This is a genomic window from Amycolatopsis sp. (assembly GCF_036008905.1).
Classification (GTDB): Bacteria; Actinomycetota; Actinomycetes; order Mycobacteriales; family Pseudonocardiaceae; genus Amycolatopsis.
On record NZ_DASYMU010000041.1, the window covers coordinates 1 to 14,566 of the forward strand.

General features: G+C 67.1%; 12 protein-coding genes. 4 read left to right on the plus strand and 8 right to left on the minus strand.

The window, feature by feature from the left end:
• Positions 1 to 137, minus strand: a 137-nt coding sequence (locus VGP60_RS41665; protein WP_414640308.1) for a DUF397 domain-containing protein, incomplete at its 3' end; no start/stop codon positions are given.
• A complete protein-coding gene (locus tag VGP60_RS07940) occupies positions 92 to 949 on the minus strand; it encodes a helix-turn-helix transcriptional regulator (RefSeq protein ID WP_327547233.1) in 858 nt (285 codons plus the stop codon). The genes VGP60_RS41665 and VGP60_RS07940, both read right to left, overlap by 46 nt.
• A gap of 139 nt (positions 950 to 1,088) precedes the next feature.
• On the opposite strand from VGP60_RS07940, the gene VGP60_RS07945 reads away from it, so the two are divergent.
• From VGP60_RS07945 to VGP60_RS07955, 3 genes are all read left to right on the plus strand, one after another.
• Entirely contained in the window at positions 1,089 to 1,802 is a 714-nt protein-coding gene (locus VGP60_RS07945) for a FadR/GntR family transcriptional regulator (RefSeq protein WP_327547273.1), read from the plus strand.
• Between the two features lie 61 nt (positions 1,803 to 1,863).
• On the plus strand, positions 1,864 to 3,780 hold the full coding sequence (locus VGP60_RS07950) for a transglycosylase domain-containing protein (protein ID WP_327547234.1): 1,917 nt from the start codon (positions 1,864 to 1,866) through the stop codon (positions 3,778 to 3,780).
• Between the two features lie 122 nt (positions 3,781 to 3,902).
• Positions 3,903 to 4,742 (plus strand): alpha/beta hydrolase, encoded by an 840-nt coding sequence (locus VGP60_RS07955; protein ID WP_327547235.1) that lies wholly within the window; start codon positions 3,903 to 3,905, stop codon positions 4,740 to 4,742.
• Positions 4,743 to 4,808: 66 nt separating this feature from the next.
• Here the strand turns inward: VGP60_RS07955 and VGP60_RS07960 are convergent, their stop codons facing one another.
• The 6 genes from VGP60_RS07960 to VGP60_RS07985 form a co-directional block, all read right to left on the minus strand.
• Positions 4,809 to 5,462, minus strand: coding sequence for an O-methyltransferase (locus VGP60_RS07960; RefSeq protein WP_327547236.1), 654 nt, complete (start codon positions 5,460 to 5,462; stop codon positions 4,809 to 4,811).
• Positions 5,463 to 5,565: 103 nt separating this feature from the next.
• A complete protein-coding gene (locus VGP60_RS07965; protein WP_327547237.1) occupies positions 5,566 to 8,139 on the minus strand; it encodes an NPCBM/NEW2 domain-containing protein in 2,574 nt (857 codons plus the stop codon).
• 525 nt (positions 8,140 to 8,664) lie between these two features.
• Positions 8,665 to 10,146, minus strand: coding sequence for a plasmid pRiA4b ORF-3 family protein (locus VGP60_RS07970; RefSeq protein ID WP_327547238.1), 1,482 nt, complete (start codon positions 10,144 to 10,146; stop codon positions 8,665 to 8,667).
• Between the two features lie 37 nt (positions 10,147 to 10,183).
• The gene (locus VGP60_RS07975) at positions 10,184 to 11,035 is read right to left on the minus strand and encodes an ABC transporter ATP-binding protein (protein ID WP_327547239.1); all 852 of its coding nucleotides are present in this window, start codon (positions 11,033 to 11,035) and stop codon (positions 10,184 to 10,186) included.
• A gap of 15 nt (positions 11,036 to 11,050) precedes the next feature.
• Complete coding sequence (locus VGP60_RS07980; protein ID WP_327547240.1) at positions 11,051 to 12,031, minus strand: Gfo/Idh/MocA family oxidoreductase; 981 nt, start codon at positions 12,029 to 12,031, stop codon at positions 11,051 to 11,053.
• Positions 12,032 to 12,046: 15 nt separating this feature from the next.
• Positions 12,047 to 13,420 (minus strand): PLP-dependent aminotransferase family protein, encoded by a 1,374-nt coding sequence (locus VGP60_RS07985; RefSeq protein WP_327547241.1) that lies wholly within the window; start codon positions 13,418 to 13,420, stop codon positions 12,047 to 12,049.
• 50 nt (positions 13,421 to 13,470) lie between these two features.
• Between VGP60_RS07985 and VGP60_RS07990 the strand changes: the two genes are divergently transcribed.
• The gene (locus VGP60_RS07990; protein ID WP_327547274.1) at positions 13,471 to 14,472 is read left to right on the plus strand and encodes an aldo/keto reductase; all 1,002 of its coding nucleotides are present in this window, start codon (positions 13,471 to 13,473) and stop codon (positions 14,470 to 14,472) included.
• Positions 14,473 to 14,566: the final 94 nt, after the last annotated feature.

Here is a 14,566-nt window from a genome sequence, read left to right on the forward strand (position 1 = left end):
GCGGTGACCTGGGGAGTTAGCTGGACCTCGACGCAGTCGCTGTGATCGCCAGTGCCGCTGTAGCTGCTCTTGGTCCAGGCCGTCATCGCGGTTACTCCTCCATGCGGTCGTACTCGTTCGCCAGCTGGGCGAGCCATTGCCTCGATTCTGCCTCATTCAGGGCACCTTGTTGCAGGCGTGCACTGAGGGAGTAGTAGGCCTCCACCGCCATTCTGTCGTCGATGAAGAGCCCGGCAGCGTAGGTATCGGTATAGACCACAGCGGGATGGTCGGTGAATTCCATGATTCGGAACGGGCTGTTGAGCAGCGGCAGAGTGACTGTTGATTCGGGGATGACCCGGATCGAGCAGTGCCGCAGATTGCTCGACAGGACCAGATGCAGAAGTTGCTCTTGCATCACCTGTTTGCCGCCAAGCAGCGACCGCAAGGCTCGCTCGTGAATGAAAAACGCGCAGTGTGGGGGAATTCGGCGATCGAGCAGCTTCTGGCGTTCGATTCGGGCTTTGATCAGCACATCGATCTGCGTTTGTGAGTGGTCGCGGCCATCGAGTTCGAAGGCGGCGCGCATGTAGGCCTCGGTTTGCTGGAGGCCGGGGATGAACGTGGACTCGAACGTGAGGATCGATTCGGCCAGGCTTTCCTGGATGATCAGGGACTTCAGCGGATCGGTCAGCGCGTCGAAGTAGGGGCGGACCCAGTAGCTGTCGTCGCCGGCTTCGGCGAGCTTGAGCAAGCGTTTGCGATCTGCGGCACTGGCACCGCACGTCCCCAGGAAAGTCGCCACATCCACCACCGGCAGCGGCCGCACGCCGGTTTCCAAGCGCGAGATGTTGCTGGGCGGCCATTCCAGCCGCCGTCCCAGTGCGTGCCCGCTCATCCGCTGTCGCTTGCGGATATTTCTCAGCTCGCTGCCCAGTTCGCGGCGCCGGGCCGTCGATTCTTCGGTCATTCGCCGACACTAAGATGACAACAGTGGCGAGTGGCATAAGCCACGCGCGGGTTCACCTCAAGGGAGGCACCGGTGCAAGCCCGCACGGTCCGCGTAGTCCTACACTCGCTGGGTGACCGTCCAGCCCGATGCCTCGACCGTGGCCAGCGCCGGCGACGCGCTGTTCCGGCCGGTGCGCTCGGGCAACGCGTTCGAGGAGACCGTCGAGCGGCTGTTGCAGTCGATCCGGCTGGGTGTCGTCGGCGCAGGTGAGCGGCTTCCGCCCGAACGCGAGCTGTCCGAGCGGCTGGGGATCAGCCGGGTGACACTGCGCGAGGCGATCCGCGCGCTCGCCGACGCGGGGTACGTCGAGTCGCGGCGCGGACGGTACGGCGGCACGTTCGTCAACGAGAGCCTCCCCGCGCCGCCCGAGCATGCCGGCGACGGTCGCCGGATGGACGCCGCGGCGCTCGAAGACGCGTTGTGCCTGCGCTATGTGCTGGAGACCGGCGCGGCTGAGATGGCTGCCGCACGCTCCTTGACGCCTGCTGACAGGCAGCACCTGACGAGCACGCTCGCCGAAACCTCGGCCACCGATCTCACCGACTACCGCCGCAAGGATTCCCGGCTGCACCTGGCGATCGCCGAGGTCACCGCATCCGGTTCGCTCACCACGGCGATGGCCGACGTCCGCATGCGCGTCAACCAGTTGCTCGACGAGATCCCGTTGCTGGAGCCGAACCTCGAGCACTCGAACGCCCAGCACGAAGCGATCGTCGACGCCATTCTCGCCGGGGATCCCGCGGCGGCCCGGCGCGCGATGGCCGAGCATATCGAGGGCACGGCGTCGCTGTTACGCGCCTTTTTGAGCTAGAAACTTTCCAACTTTCCCCCGATCGGGTCAACCTTTCTGATCGCTCGCGCGTCTGGGGAGCGTGGAGAAACCTGCGGAAGCCACGACGGACACCCGGAAGCAAAAGATCTGGCGTCGGGCCAGACGCACGTTGTACGTCCTGGTCACGGTGGCCATTGTCGGTCCGCTCACCGCGTTCGCCGTCGCGTACTTCACGCTCGACGTCCGCAGCCCGCAAGACGTACTCGCGGACCTCGACAAGACCGTGGTTTTCGAATACTCCGACGGTTCCGAGATGATGAAGGTCGTTCCGACCGACGGCGACCGCGTGTACGTGCGCTACGCCGACGTCCCGCAGAAGCTTCGCGACGCGATCATCGCCGTCGAGGATCCGACGTTCTGGGATAACGAGGGCTTCGACCCGATGGGCATCGCCCGCGCGGCGATCACCGGCGTCGGCGGCGGGTCCGGGCTCACGCAGCAGTACATCAAGAACTCCACGGGCGAGGACGACGCCAGCGTGTTCCGGAAGTTCAAGGAACTCGTGCTGTCGACGAAGATCACCCAGCAGCAGAGCAAAGAGCAGATCTTCGAGAGCTACGTCAACATCATCTCGTTCGGCCGCACCACTTCCGGCCCGGCGTCGGCGATGAACGCGTACTTCGGCAAGAAGCTCGACAACTCCATCACGTGGAGCGAAGCGGCTTTCCTGGCCGGGATGATCCAGTCGCCGTCGGTGCACGATCCGGCCGCGTCGAGCCCAGAGCACGCGGCGAAGCGCTGGAAGTACGTCGCCGACAAGCTGATCTCGCGCGGTTACGTCCCGCAGTCCGAAGTCGCCTCGCTCGCGTACCCAGGGCAGTCGATCCTCGCGCCTTCGGAGACCCGGGCCGGGCGTGTCACTTACGGCGAGTTCCACGTCAAGCAGCAGGTGCTGGGCGAGTTGGAGCGGCTCGGTTTTCCGCTGAGCCGGTTGCGACAAGGGGAGATGCGGGTCCAGACGACCATCGACCGTCCCGCGCAGGAAGCCGCCGAGAAAGCCGTGACCGAGCGACTGGCTCGCGAACCTGAGCACTTCCGCGCCGCGCTTGTGGCTGTCGAACCGGAAACCGGTGCCGTCCGCGCTTACCAAGGTGGCCGGTGGAGCGTCCACGACTATGCCGCGACGCAGTACGCGACCGGCTCGGCGTTCCATCCCTTCACGCTCGCGGCCGGTCTGCGGCAGGGAGTCAGCCTCGACGACGCTTACCCGGCGCCGTTCAAAGTCGACTACGGCGGCGAGACGTTCAAGAACCAGATCGACTGTGCCAGCGAAGTACGTTGCCCGCTGCGCGAAGCGATTCGTGGCCCGGTGGACTCGCCTTTCGTTGAACTGACCAAGAAGCTTGGGCCGGACAAGGTCAGCGAGGCCGCCCGCGATGCCGGGATCCCGGCCGCGATCGACGGCAAGGCGACCCTGCGCGAGCCTGACAGCATCACGATCGGCGCGGGCATCGCCATCGGCCGCTATCCCTTGCGCCCCATGGACATGGCCGGTGCCTACGCGACTTTCGCGGGCGATGGCCAGCGCGTCACGCCGTACTTCGTCTCGAAGATCCAGACCGAAAAGGGCGATGTCGTCTGGGAACATCCGCCGTCGCGCGTGCCAGCTTTTGATCGCAGCGTCACCGCGGCCGTGAGCGACGCCCTGATCACGAAACTCTCCGACGGGCGCCCGGCGTCACTGATGGAAGGTTCGTTCCGCTTCACCGAAACCGGCGACAACGCCAACGGCTGGAGCGTCGGCTACACCCCGCAGCTCTCCACGGCCGTCTGGGTCGGCGCCGACGAGGAACGGCGGATGCGTGACTCCGCCAACGAAAAGCTGTCCGGCAAAACCGTGCCCGCCGACATCTGGCGCACTTTCATGACCGCCGCGCACACCGGCGTCCCCGACCCCATCCGCCCGCCACCCCCGCCCGTCGCGATCAGCCCGGCCCAGCTCAGCCCACCCCGCTAACCCTTCCGCCAGCTGTCGACAGATGGCGATCTCTTAGGAACTGAGAGACCGCGTTCTGTCGACAGATGGCGACGTCTTAAAGCGGTTGTTGTGGGTGAGGGGCGGTGACAGGATCGCGGACTATGCCTACCTTTTCCGCACCGGACGGGACTGAACTCGCTTATCGTGAGCTCGGATCCGGCGCTCCCGTGATCTGCCTGCCCGGCGGCCCGATGATGGCCGGCGAGTATCTCGGTGACCTGGGAGGCCTGGACGCGCATCGGCAGCTGGTCCTGCTGGATCTGCGCGGCACCGGCGACTCGGCCGAGCCGAAGGACACCGCCTCCTACCGCTGCGACCAGCAGGTCGACGACGTCGAGGCGCTGCGCGAGCACCTGGGCCTGGACCAGATCGACCTGCTCGGACACTCGGCCGGAGCCAGTCTCGCGATCGGCTACGCGGTCCGATATCCAGCGCGGGTCGGCAAGCTCGTGCTGGTCACGCCGAGCACGAGGTCCATCGGCTTGGAGGTGCCGGGGGAGGTCCGGCGAGAGATTTTGGACCTGCGCAAGGACGAACCGTGGTTCGCGACCGCGTCCGCGGCCTACGAGTCGATCGCCGCCGGCACGGGTACCGGCGAAGACTGGGCCGCCGTGGCACCGATGGCTTACGGCCGCTGGGACGCCGCGGCCGAAGCGCACCAGGCGGCCGAGGACGGCCGGCGGAACGATGTCGGCGCCCCGATCTTCAACTCCGAAGGCGCCTTCGACCCGCCGCGCGTCCGCGCCGCGTTGGCCACATTCACCGCGCCGGTACTCCTGACCGCCGGGGAAATCGACTGGATCACCAGCCCGGGCGCGGCCGCCGAGTTCGCCGGGCTGTTCCCGAACGCCGAACTCTTCGTCCAGGTCGGCGTCAGCCATCACCCCTGGCTGGACGACCCCGCGAATTTCGTGGCGGCGGTGGCGAAGTTCCTGGCGTGACATGAACGGACCTTTCATCTCAAGAATCGAGATGAAAGGTCCGTTCATGTCACTTTTGCGGTGAGGCTAGACGACTAGGGCGATGGTGAGGCCGTCGTGGCCCTTCGCGCCGACGGTCTGCAGCGAGGTCGCGTCGACGCGCGGCTCGGCGGCGATGAGCTCGTTCAGCGCGCGCACCCCGATCACCGCGGGATCGGTGCTCGACGGGTCGACCACGGCACCCTCGCGGATCACGTTGTCGATCACGATCAGGCTGCCGGGCTTGGTCAGCCGCAACGCCCACTCGAAGTAACGCGGGATGTTGACCTTGTCCGCGTCGATGAACACCATTTCGAACGGCCCCTCGACCGACGGCAGCGTGTCCAGCGCGGCGCCGACCCGCACCTCGACGACGTCGCCGAGTCCGGCGGCCGCGATGTTTCCCCGGGCGACTTCGGCGTGCTTCGGGTCGAATTCCAGCGTGATCAGGCGGCCGTCGGCGGGCAGCGCGCGGGCGAGCCAGATCGTGCTGTAGCCGCCCAGGGTGCCGATTTCGAGAATCGAGCGCGCGCCGGCGAGCCGGGCCAGCAGGTTGAGCAGCTTGCCCTGGTTCGGCGCGACGGCGATTTCCGGCAGCCCCGCGGCCTGCGAAGCCTTCACTGCGGCGTCGAGCGCCGGGTCGGCCGGGACGAATACTTCCCCGAGGTAGTCGTCTACCTGGGACCAAAGTTCCTGTGTCATGGCACCTCCGAAGCCAACTTACCCAGGTCTCCGTCGGCCAGACGCCAAATACAGGTTGCTCGACGTACTCGACCCTCGTCATGAGTACGTCGTGGAGCCCGGCTCAGCAGGTGAGCCGTGCGTCCGCCCAGTCGGCGTGGTCGTAACTGCCGCCGTCACCACCGTCGGTGACTCGCAACTGGACCTTGGTCGCCCCGGTGAGGTCGACGTCGACGGGGCTCGCCGGATCGGTGCCGGTCAACAGAGGGCTCTGCCACACCTGGTGGCCGTCCGCCCAGACTTCGAAGACGACACTGCCGCGCTCACCGACCTCCGCGTCCACGCCGACGGCGGCGGTGAGCCTGGAGCATTGCTTGCCGAGGTGGAGCCCGACGTCGGAGGTGGCGTGCATGCCGAGCCCCTTGGCATATGCGGTGGTGCCGATCGTGAGGGGGCCGCCGTCTCCGGCGCCTTGCTCACCGTTGCTTCGGTCGGGTTCGACGGGGCCCCAGCCATTGCTCTGGGAGGTGAACGTCAGATCGCTCACCCACGCCTGACCGTTCGGCGGGGTGGGTGGGGTTGCCACCGACACCGTCACTGGGTTGGAGCGGACCTGTTCGCCACCGATCGTGGCCCTGGCGGTGATGACGGCCCGCCCCTTGCCGACCCCCGTCACCACACCGTTGCTGTCGACGGTGGCGACGGAGGGTGCCGAGCTGGTGTAGGTGACTGTCACGGGTGTGCTGGTGAGGTTGTCTGCGTTCAGGGCGAGATCGTCACGGGTGACGGTGACCTCCGAGGCGGGCATGTTGGCCGTGTTGACGCGCTGGTTGAATCCCTTGTCGTAGCGGTTGTCGGCGAGGGTGATGTCGTCGGCACCGTCGAACGTGAACAGCGGCGCGGTGCTGGTCGCGGGTGGCGCATCCGTGGCGAGATTCGCGGTGCCCCCGACGTACACCGGTTGATCCGGCCCGCTCAAGTGCAGGTCTGAGTAGTGCTGAACCCGGTTGTCGCGGAAGGTCAGGTCACCCACGCTGCGACCCGAGACCACCGTCCCGGAGGTGAGGTTGAAGTCGTTGTCCTCGATGAGGACGTTGCGGTGCACCGGCTGTCCGGCGACGACATCCTGGTTGGTGGGGTCGAAGGAGATCACCGGGCTGGACGGACGGTCGAAGACGTTGCCGCGGATGACGACGTCCTGGACGGGGCCGGACTCGTACCAGGAGCGGGCATCGGAGGAGATGTAGATGCTGGACATGGTCATTCCGTCGAAGTGGTTGTCCTCGATCCGCACGGGCTTGCGCGTGGTGACGAGGATGCCTCGGGTGGGGACCGCTTCGAAGGTGTTGCCCTTGATCACGACGGACGGCGTGTAAGTGGTGTTCTCCGCGGCATAGTCGCTCGGAGCGGCGACAACCGCATCGGGCAGCTGCCGGTCGACGACCACGGTCATGGTGCGCAGGTACGTCGCCGGATCAGCGCCGGCCGGCACACTCTGTCCGGTGGGCCCGTCCACCGACACCACAGTGGCCGTCGTGCCGGGCACCGTCAGCATGGTGCGCTTGCTGACGAGTTCGATCACGTTTCCGGGATAGAACTGCGGAAATCCCGACGTCTCGTTGTGCATGTACTGCAGTTGCAGCTGCTTGCGCTGCGTGTCCGCGCCGGTCACCTGGAGATAGGTGCCGTGGACGTTGATGGGGTCGTCTTGCGGGTTGTCGAAGACGCAGTTGGTGATGCGAACGGTGCCTTTCACGCCGGACATCTGGATGTGGTCGGCGAAGCTGGACGTGACACGCCCGGTCCCGCGATCGGTCTTGAACACGACCGAGTCGATGGTGATGTCCTCGCTGAACTGGCCGACCAGGCCGAAACCATGGAGATAGCCGAGCCGCAGATGGTCGACGGAGATCCTGGCCGACTCCCAGAAAAGGGCGGCCGGGGTGTCCCGTGTGGTCTCGCGCATCGCGTAGACGTAGCCGTCGTCCGTCGGCGGGACGCCATTCCGGTAGACGATCTCCAGTCGGCGGTCGCCCAGGTCGGTGATCTTGGCGACGTTCTCGAAGACCGGGTTCGAGGTACGCCAGGTCCTGTTGGACGAAGGGTCGTGAACCTGCGCGTAGTTGAAGGAGTTCGTCCCCGTCCAGTACGGCTGCCCGGTCACCGGGCTCCGCTCTCCGGACCAGCGCACCGAGGTGCCCTCCACGGTGTAGTGGTAGGTCTGGGGCACTGAGATGACGCGATAGGCGCGTCCGTCCCTGACACCGGTCTCGGCCACCGTGATGTCGACCGTCTTCGGGGCGACCCAGTCCTGCTTGAAGTTGGTGAACCGCACGTCGGTGGAGCGGATCGCGGCGAACACGGTCTGGAACCCGTGGTTGAGGATGGTCGCGCCGCCGCCGTCGACCACGACATCGTGCATGTCCTCGACCAGAATGCCGATGTTCTTCGTCTTCCACGCCTGGTCTGCGCCAAGGGTGTTGCTGACGTAGAGCTCCCGCTTGGGGGTGCGCTCCGGGTAGATCTGGTACGTGCCGGGGGCGAAGTGAAGGGTCGCGGGTCGGTTGACGCGCTTCGCGTGCGCTATGGCCGCTGCGATCCCGGCCGCCGAGTCCGACTTTCCGGTGCGGTCCGCACCGAAGTCCGTGACCTCCACGACCGTACGTCCGGTGTTGTCGACCGAGGCTTGGCTCGACATAGGTCCGATGACTGACGTCTGCTGAACCTGGCCTGCGTTGTGCTCAGTGGCGAGGGCGGCGGGCATGAAGCACAGCGCCGCAACGCTGCAACCTGCGAAAACAGAGGCAAGTGCCTTGATGTTGCGGGAGGTATGGGCGGACCGCGGATACTTGGATCTCATGGCGTCCCCTCTCAGAACCGAGCTCGCGATCCGATGAATGCGATGCCAAGGAAGATAGAGCAGAACTCATCAGAAGGGCAAGGGAAACAACAAAAGCAAACACGGCGGCGATAGCGCCGACTGACGCACTTTCGCGAGAAAGTGCGTCAGCCCATCACCAGCCGACAACGACCCGTGCACACATCGCCGCCACGCGTACGGGAACGGGGGACACGGCTACCGGAACGGGAAACACCACCACACCACCGTGTCCCCCGTTCCCGCAGCCGTGTCCCCCGCCTGCGTACCTGTGTTTCCCGTTTGTGCGGGTGTGTTTCCCATCCACGTATTCGTCTTACCCATCAGTGGAACAGTTGTCGCCACTCACGAGCCCAACCGGGAGAGTGCTTTCGTCACTTCTTTGGCGTCGAAGGCCGCGGGATCGAAGTCGGCGGGGTCGTCCAGGCCGATCCAGTCGAGCCGTTCCTGATGTTCGGGGTGACGGGGATCGGCCAAGGCCGCGAGATGTTCGGCATAGCCCCACACACCGCCGCAATCGTCCGGCGGAGCTGCCCGGCGGCCACCGGTGCACCGCGGGTAGGTCGCGGTTTTGTCCCGGTCGAGCACTTTCTCCACGAGGATGTCGTGTTCCCAGTCGTCGCCGAAGTCGTAGGTGTAGAAGAACTTCTCCCCGGCACCGGGCGCGACCTGTTCCAGCGTCACCGGCTTCTCCGCGCGATGGCCGAGTTCGGCGTCGGCGATCCCGAACTTGCCGTAGTCGGTGTCGAAAACGTGCAGGTGACTGTCCTGCCAAGCGAACGCGATCTGGACGATCCGGTGCAGCCGAGCCAAGTCGATATCGGCCGGAACCTCCAGCCGCCGCCAGATCGGTGGCTTCGCCCCGCGCAGGCTGATCTTGAGCTGGTACACCGGCGCGGGACCGTCGGCCTTCTTCCGTTTGGCCGGGAGTTCGCGTTGTGGCAGCAGCGGGAGGGCGTAGGTGAGGTCGTTCAGGTCCGAGTGCGGTGCCGGCGGCTTTCCCGACAGGGGAAGAAAACGCAGTCGAGCGCGGGTCAGCACGGCCATCGCCTGGAATTCGGTGTTCGGGGAGAAGTCCCCGGCATCGTGCGTGGCCCGGATGGCCAAGGCGTTCTCGAGTTGCCACCGGAACTCGGCTGTCTCCAGCTTCTCGTGAGTGACGCGCAGACCACTGGATTTCGCCGCCGCTCGTGCCTTCTTGAACACCCTTGGCAGCTCGGCCGCATCCGCCCACTGCAGGCCGGTGGCGGCACCGCAGTCGAGATGGTCCACGGTCACCAGCAGGGCGTGCGAGCGTTCGGCCCGATGGAAAGTGCAGGCCAGCATCGACATGATTCCCTGGTCGTCCGCCAGCCGGGTGCATCCGCTGACCGTCACCGGATCACGCAGCTCGGCCGCCCACGCGGGGAGGGGGACGCCGGATTCGATGAGCTTGCCGGCGGCGAGATAACAGGCATCGGCCAGCCCGCCCGCGGTGATCGCCGCGGTGCCCATGAGGATCAGCAGCGCTTCGGTCGTGCCACGGGAGGCGATCTCCGAAAGGACCACGTTCTCCAGGTCATTCTCGAAGCGCTCTCGGTCAGGCTCCCCGATCGACAGCAGCGTCGCGCCCAGCATCTCGGCGTCCAGCGGATCGGCCGTGTAGCGCAAATCCGCGGCGTCGCTCGTCAAGGCGTCGACGAGTTCGCGAAGGCCCTCGAACTCCGGTGCCTGCTCGCCGACCACGACACGCGTCTTGGGCGGTTCGCCCGGAAAGCTGAGAAGTCCGGGTATGACGTCGTCTTCGACCGGCTTGGCGCGCCTCCGGCCACGGTTCCGAGGGGTCATCGCCCCATTTTGCCCCAGCCGTCGACCGTCGCTCAGGTCAGGCGCGCAGTTTGCGTTGTTCGGTCTCCGCCTGGCGCGCTTTCGGGATCACCAAAGGGGTTCCGGTCTCCGGGCAGGGCATCACGCGGCACGGGAGCTCGAAGATCGCCTCGACGTTCTCCGCGGTGACGACCTCCTCCGGCGGGCCCGTCGCGATGATCTCGCCGTCGCGCATGGCGATCATGTGCGTGGCGTACCGGGCGGAGTGGTTGAGATCGTGCAGCACGGCGACCAGCGTGCGGCCTTGCTCGGCGTGCAGTTGCGCGCAGAGGTCCAGAATATCCATCTGATGCGCGATGTCCAGATAGGTCGTCGGCTCGTCGAGCAGCAGCAGATCGGTTTCCTGCGCGAGCGCCATGGCCATCCAGACGCGCTGACGCTGCCCGCCGGACAGTTCGTCGACGAGCCGCTCGGCCAGATCCGAGATCCCGGTGGCGCGCATGGACTCCGACACCACGGCGGCGTCCTCTTTGGACCACTGCCGCAGCAGCCGCTGATGCGGGTACCGGCCGCGGGAGACGAGGTCGGCGACCGTGATGCCGTCCGGCGCGATCGAGCTCTGCGGAAGCAGCCCGAGGCGCCGTGCGACCTCTTTGGCCGGGTAGCTCGTGATGACCTGGCCGTCCAGGTACACCGAACCCCGGCGCGGCTTGAGCATCCGCGCCAGCGCCCGCAGCAACGTGGTCTTGCCACAGGCGTTCGGCCCGACGATCACCGTGAACGACTGGTCCGGAATGGACACCGCGAGATCCTCGGCGACCGTCCGGCCGTCGTAAGCGAGCGTGAGTTCTTCGGCGTGCAGCCGGGTCTCGGTGCTCGTCACGGGCTCGGCGATCGACTGCAGCTTCATGCAGGTAAGGCTAACCTATTGACGGACTTGCTGACCGGCCTGCTCGAGCACCTTGTCCATGGTCTCCATGATGGAAATGGTCTCGTCGAGCGGCATCAGCGGGCTTTCGAGCAGGCCTTCCCGCAGGCAGCGCGCCACTTCGTCGGCCTCGTGCCGGATGCCGTGCCCAACGCGCGGCTCGGCGTAGCGCGTCGGTTCCCCGTCGCGCGGGATGAGCGTGAACGACGTCGGCGCGTAGAAGTCGCCGTCGATCTCGATGCGGGCGTCGGTGCCGACGATGGCCGCGCGTACCGGGCTCGCCGCCGAAGAAGTGCAGCTCAGGATGGCCTGTGCGCCGCCCGCGTAGCCGAACAGCATCGACGTCTGGCCGTCGACACCGGTGAACGCCGCGTCCGACAGCGTCAGCACACGGTCCGGCGTGCCGAGGATCATCGAGGCGAACGACACCGGATAGACGCCGAGGTCGAGCAGCGCGCCGCCGCCGAGGTCCGGGGCGAACAGCCGGAACTCCGGGTCCTTGGCGAACCACTGGCCGTGGTCGGCGCTGACGCTGACGATGTCGCCGAGAACACCCTCCGCGATCAGGCGACGGATCTGCGCGATATGCGGCAGGAACCGCGTCCACATCGCTTCCATCAGGAACAGCCCCGCGGCGCGCGCTTTGGTGACGAGGTCGCGGGCCTCGCCGGCGTTCATCGTGAACGCCTTCTCGACCAGTACCGGCTTGCCGGCTTCGAACGCGAGCAGGGTGTTGGCGTGGTGCATCGGATGCGGCGTGGCGACGTAGACGACGTCGACCTCCGGATCGGCCACCAGCGCGTCGTAGCTGCCGTGGCGGTTCGGGATGTCGAACCGGTCGGCGAACTTGTCGGCGCTCTCCCGCGAGCGCGAGCCGATCGCCACGATGGTGCCGGAATCGGTGAGTTCGAGGTCCCGGGCGAAGGTCTCCGCGATGAAGCCGGAGCCGATCACTCCCCAGCGCAAGGGTTCGGTCATGCCGTCAACGTACTGCTATCGGCGCAGCAGCGCGGCGAGCAGGGTGACCGCGGGGACCACGGCGTTGTCGGCCAGGTTTCCGTAGCCGATGACCAGCGTGCTGCCCTCGGACGGCGACACCTCGTAGACGGCCAGGTCGGTCAGCCGGAGCCCGGCGTCAGCGGCTCTTCGGACGAGGTTTTCGGTGACGCCGTCGAGATGCAGCAGGAGATGCAAACCCGCTGCGACGCCGGAGATCCGGGCGTCCGGGAGGTGTTCGGCGAGCGCGGCGACGAGCGCGTCGCGCCGGGCTCGGTAGCGCAGCCGGACCGCGCGCAGCTGGCGGTCGTAGCCGCCACTCTCGATGTACGACGCGAGCGCGAGCTGGTCGGCGACCGGCGGGGCGCTCCCGGCGCGGACGAGGTCTGTCCAAACGGGCGGGAGGAGGTACCAGCCGATGCCGAGCGCGGGGCTCAGCGTCTTGCTCACCGAACCGAACAGCGCGGTGTGCGCGCGGTCCATGCCTTGCAGGGTGCCGACCGGGCGCCGGTCGTAACGGAATTCGGCGTCGTAGTCGTCTTCCAGGATCAGGCCGTCGACGTCCCGGGCCCATTCGACGAGCGCGGCGCGGCGGGCCGGGGCGAGCACGGTGCCGGTGGGGAACTGGTGGGCCGGCGTCACGATGACCGCGCGGAACCCGCTGAGCTGGTCGACGCGCAGGCCGTCTTCGTCGACAGGGATGGGCTGTACGGCTAGCCCGGCCGACGCCGCGGCGTGCCGGGTCCGGCCCCAGCTCGGGTCTTCCGCGGCGATGGTGGTGATGCCCGCGGCCTTGAGCGCGCGGCTGACCTGGGTCATGCCTTCGGTGACGCCGGAGCAGATGGTGATGTCGTCGGCCGACGCCAGCGCGCCGCGGCAGCGCCGGAGGTACTCGGCCAGCACCGCGCGCAGCCGTGGATGGCCACCGCGCGCCGGGACGCCGAATTCGGTGTGCGGCATGGTGGCGAGCGTGTCGCGCAGCGCCTCGGCCCAGCGGCGGCGGGGGAACGCCCGCAGGTCGGGGAGGCCGGGGGTGAGGTCGTAGCGCGCGGCGGGAGTGGGCGGGCGCGACGCGGTCGGTCGACGTCCGTCGCGATCCGGCGACCAGGCCACGCGCGTGGCCGAGCCGGTCTGCGCGGCCAGGTAGCCCTCGGCGACGAGCTGCGCGTACGCCTGCGTCACCAGCCAGCGGGAGCACGACAGGTCCGCGGCGAGCTTGCGGCTAGGCGGCAGCGCGGTGCCGACCGGGAGGACTTCGTCGCGGATCGCCGAGCGCAGGGCCCGCGCGAGCTGTTCGTGCTGCGGGCCGGTGCCCTGGACGGCCAGGTCGAGTAGCACGTCCCAGGCGAGATTGGTCTGTGATTCCGGCACGGAAAAGGACCGTAGCACCGAGCCGATCCGGGCTTAACGTTGTCGTCGTGATGAAGAGAGTTGAACTGGGACGCACCGGGACCACCGTCAGTCAGGTGGCACTGGGCTGCATGGTGATGGGCACGAAGACCGACGAAGAGACCTCGTACCGGATGCTCGACGCGTTCGTCGAAGCCGGAGGCGACTCCCTCGACACCGCGAACTGCTACGCCTGGTGGCACAAGGGTTCTGCGGGCGGCGAGAGCGAAGAGCTGCTCGGCCGCTGGCTGGCCAAACGCGGCAACCGGGACGACGTCTTCCTGGCGACGAAATTCAGCGCCGGGATGACCGACGTGTCGGCGGTGTGGCTGGGGAACGAGCCGGACCATTCGCTGGTCCCGAAGTACTACGAAGGCGCGGGCGCGGACGTCGTGCGCGGCGCGATCGACCTGAGCCTGCGAAGGCTGGGCACCGACCACCTGGATCTGTACTACGTCCACATCGACGACCGGGCGACGCCGTTGGAGGAGACGCTCGAAGCGCTCGACGGGATCGTCCGTGCTGGCAAGGTCCGGTACCTCGGCTGGAGCAACGTGCGGACTTGGCGGCTGGAGCGGATCCGGCAGCTCGCCGCGGAGCATGGCTGGGCGGCGCCGGTCGCCGTCCAGCAGCAGCACACCTACCTGCGTCCGGTGCCGAGCATCGACCGCGCGGGCATCGTCGACTACGAGCAGCTCGACTACCTCGCCGAGCACGAAGATCTGTCGCTGGTGGCGTATTCGCCGATCCTGCAAGGGATGTACGAGCCGGACCGCCGCGTGGGCCACTGGATGTCGCCGGTTTACGCGAGCGCGGATTCGGAGGCGCGGCTGGCGGCGGTCGACAAGGTCGCCGGTGAACTGGGGGTCACCGGCAGCCAAGTCGCCCTGGCGTGGCTGCTGCACCAGCGGGCGCCTCGCGCGATCCCGATCGTCGGGACGCGGACCTGGGAGCAGTTCGAGTCGTTCCTGCCCGCACTCGACGTCGTCCTGACCGACGAGCACCTCACTTTCCTCGCCGAGGCCGGTGCCTGAGCTTCCGAATATGTCGACAAGTTCTGAAGTTTCGAGCCCCAGGGGTCACTGGAGTCCCAGGAGCCTCAAAAACTCGGAAAGTGTCGACATATTC

What these genes read in the sequence shown, in the direction of transcription:
- VGP60_RS07940 (WP_327547233.1), bottom strand. Translation starts at nt 949, where the DNA reads ATGACCGAAGAATCGACGGCCCGGCGCCGCGAACTGGGCAGCGAGCTG.
- VGP60_RS07955 (WP_327547235.1), top strand. Translation starts at nt 3,903, where the DNA reads ATGCCTACCTTTTCCGCACCGGACGGGACTGAACTCGCTTATCGTGAG.
- VGP60_RS07960 (WP_327547236.1), bottom strand. Translation starts at nt 5,462, where the DNA reads ATGACACAGGAACTTTGGTCCCAGGTAGACGACTACCTCGGGGAAGTA.
- VGP60_RS07965 (WP_327547237.1), bottom strand. Translation starts at nt 8,139, where the DNA reads ATGTCGAGCCAAGCCTCGGTCGACAACACCGGACGTACGGTCGTGGAG.
- VGP60_RS07970 (WP_327547238.1), bottom strand. Translation starts at nt 10,146, where the DNA reads ATGACCCCTCGGAACCGTGGCCGGAGGCGCGCCAAGCCGGTCGAAGAC.
- VGP60_RS07975 (WP_327547239.1), bottom strand. Translation starts at nt 11,035, where the DNA reads ATGAAGCTGCAGTCGATCGCCGAGCCCGTGACGAGCACCGAGACCCGG.
- VGP60_RS07980 (WP_327547240.1), bottom strand. Translation starts at nt 12,031, where the DNA reads ATGACCGAACCCTTGCGCTGGGGAGTGATCGGCTCCGGCTTCATCGCG.
- VGP60_RS07990 (WP_327547274.1), top strand. Translation starts at nt 13,471, where the DNA reads ATGAAGAGAGTTGAACTGGGACGCACCGGGACCACCGTCAGTCAGGTG.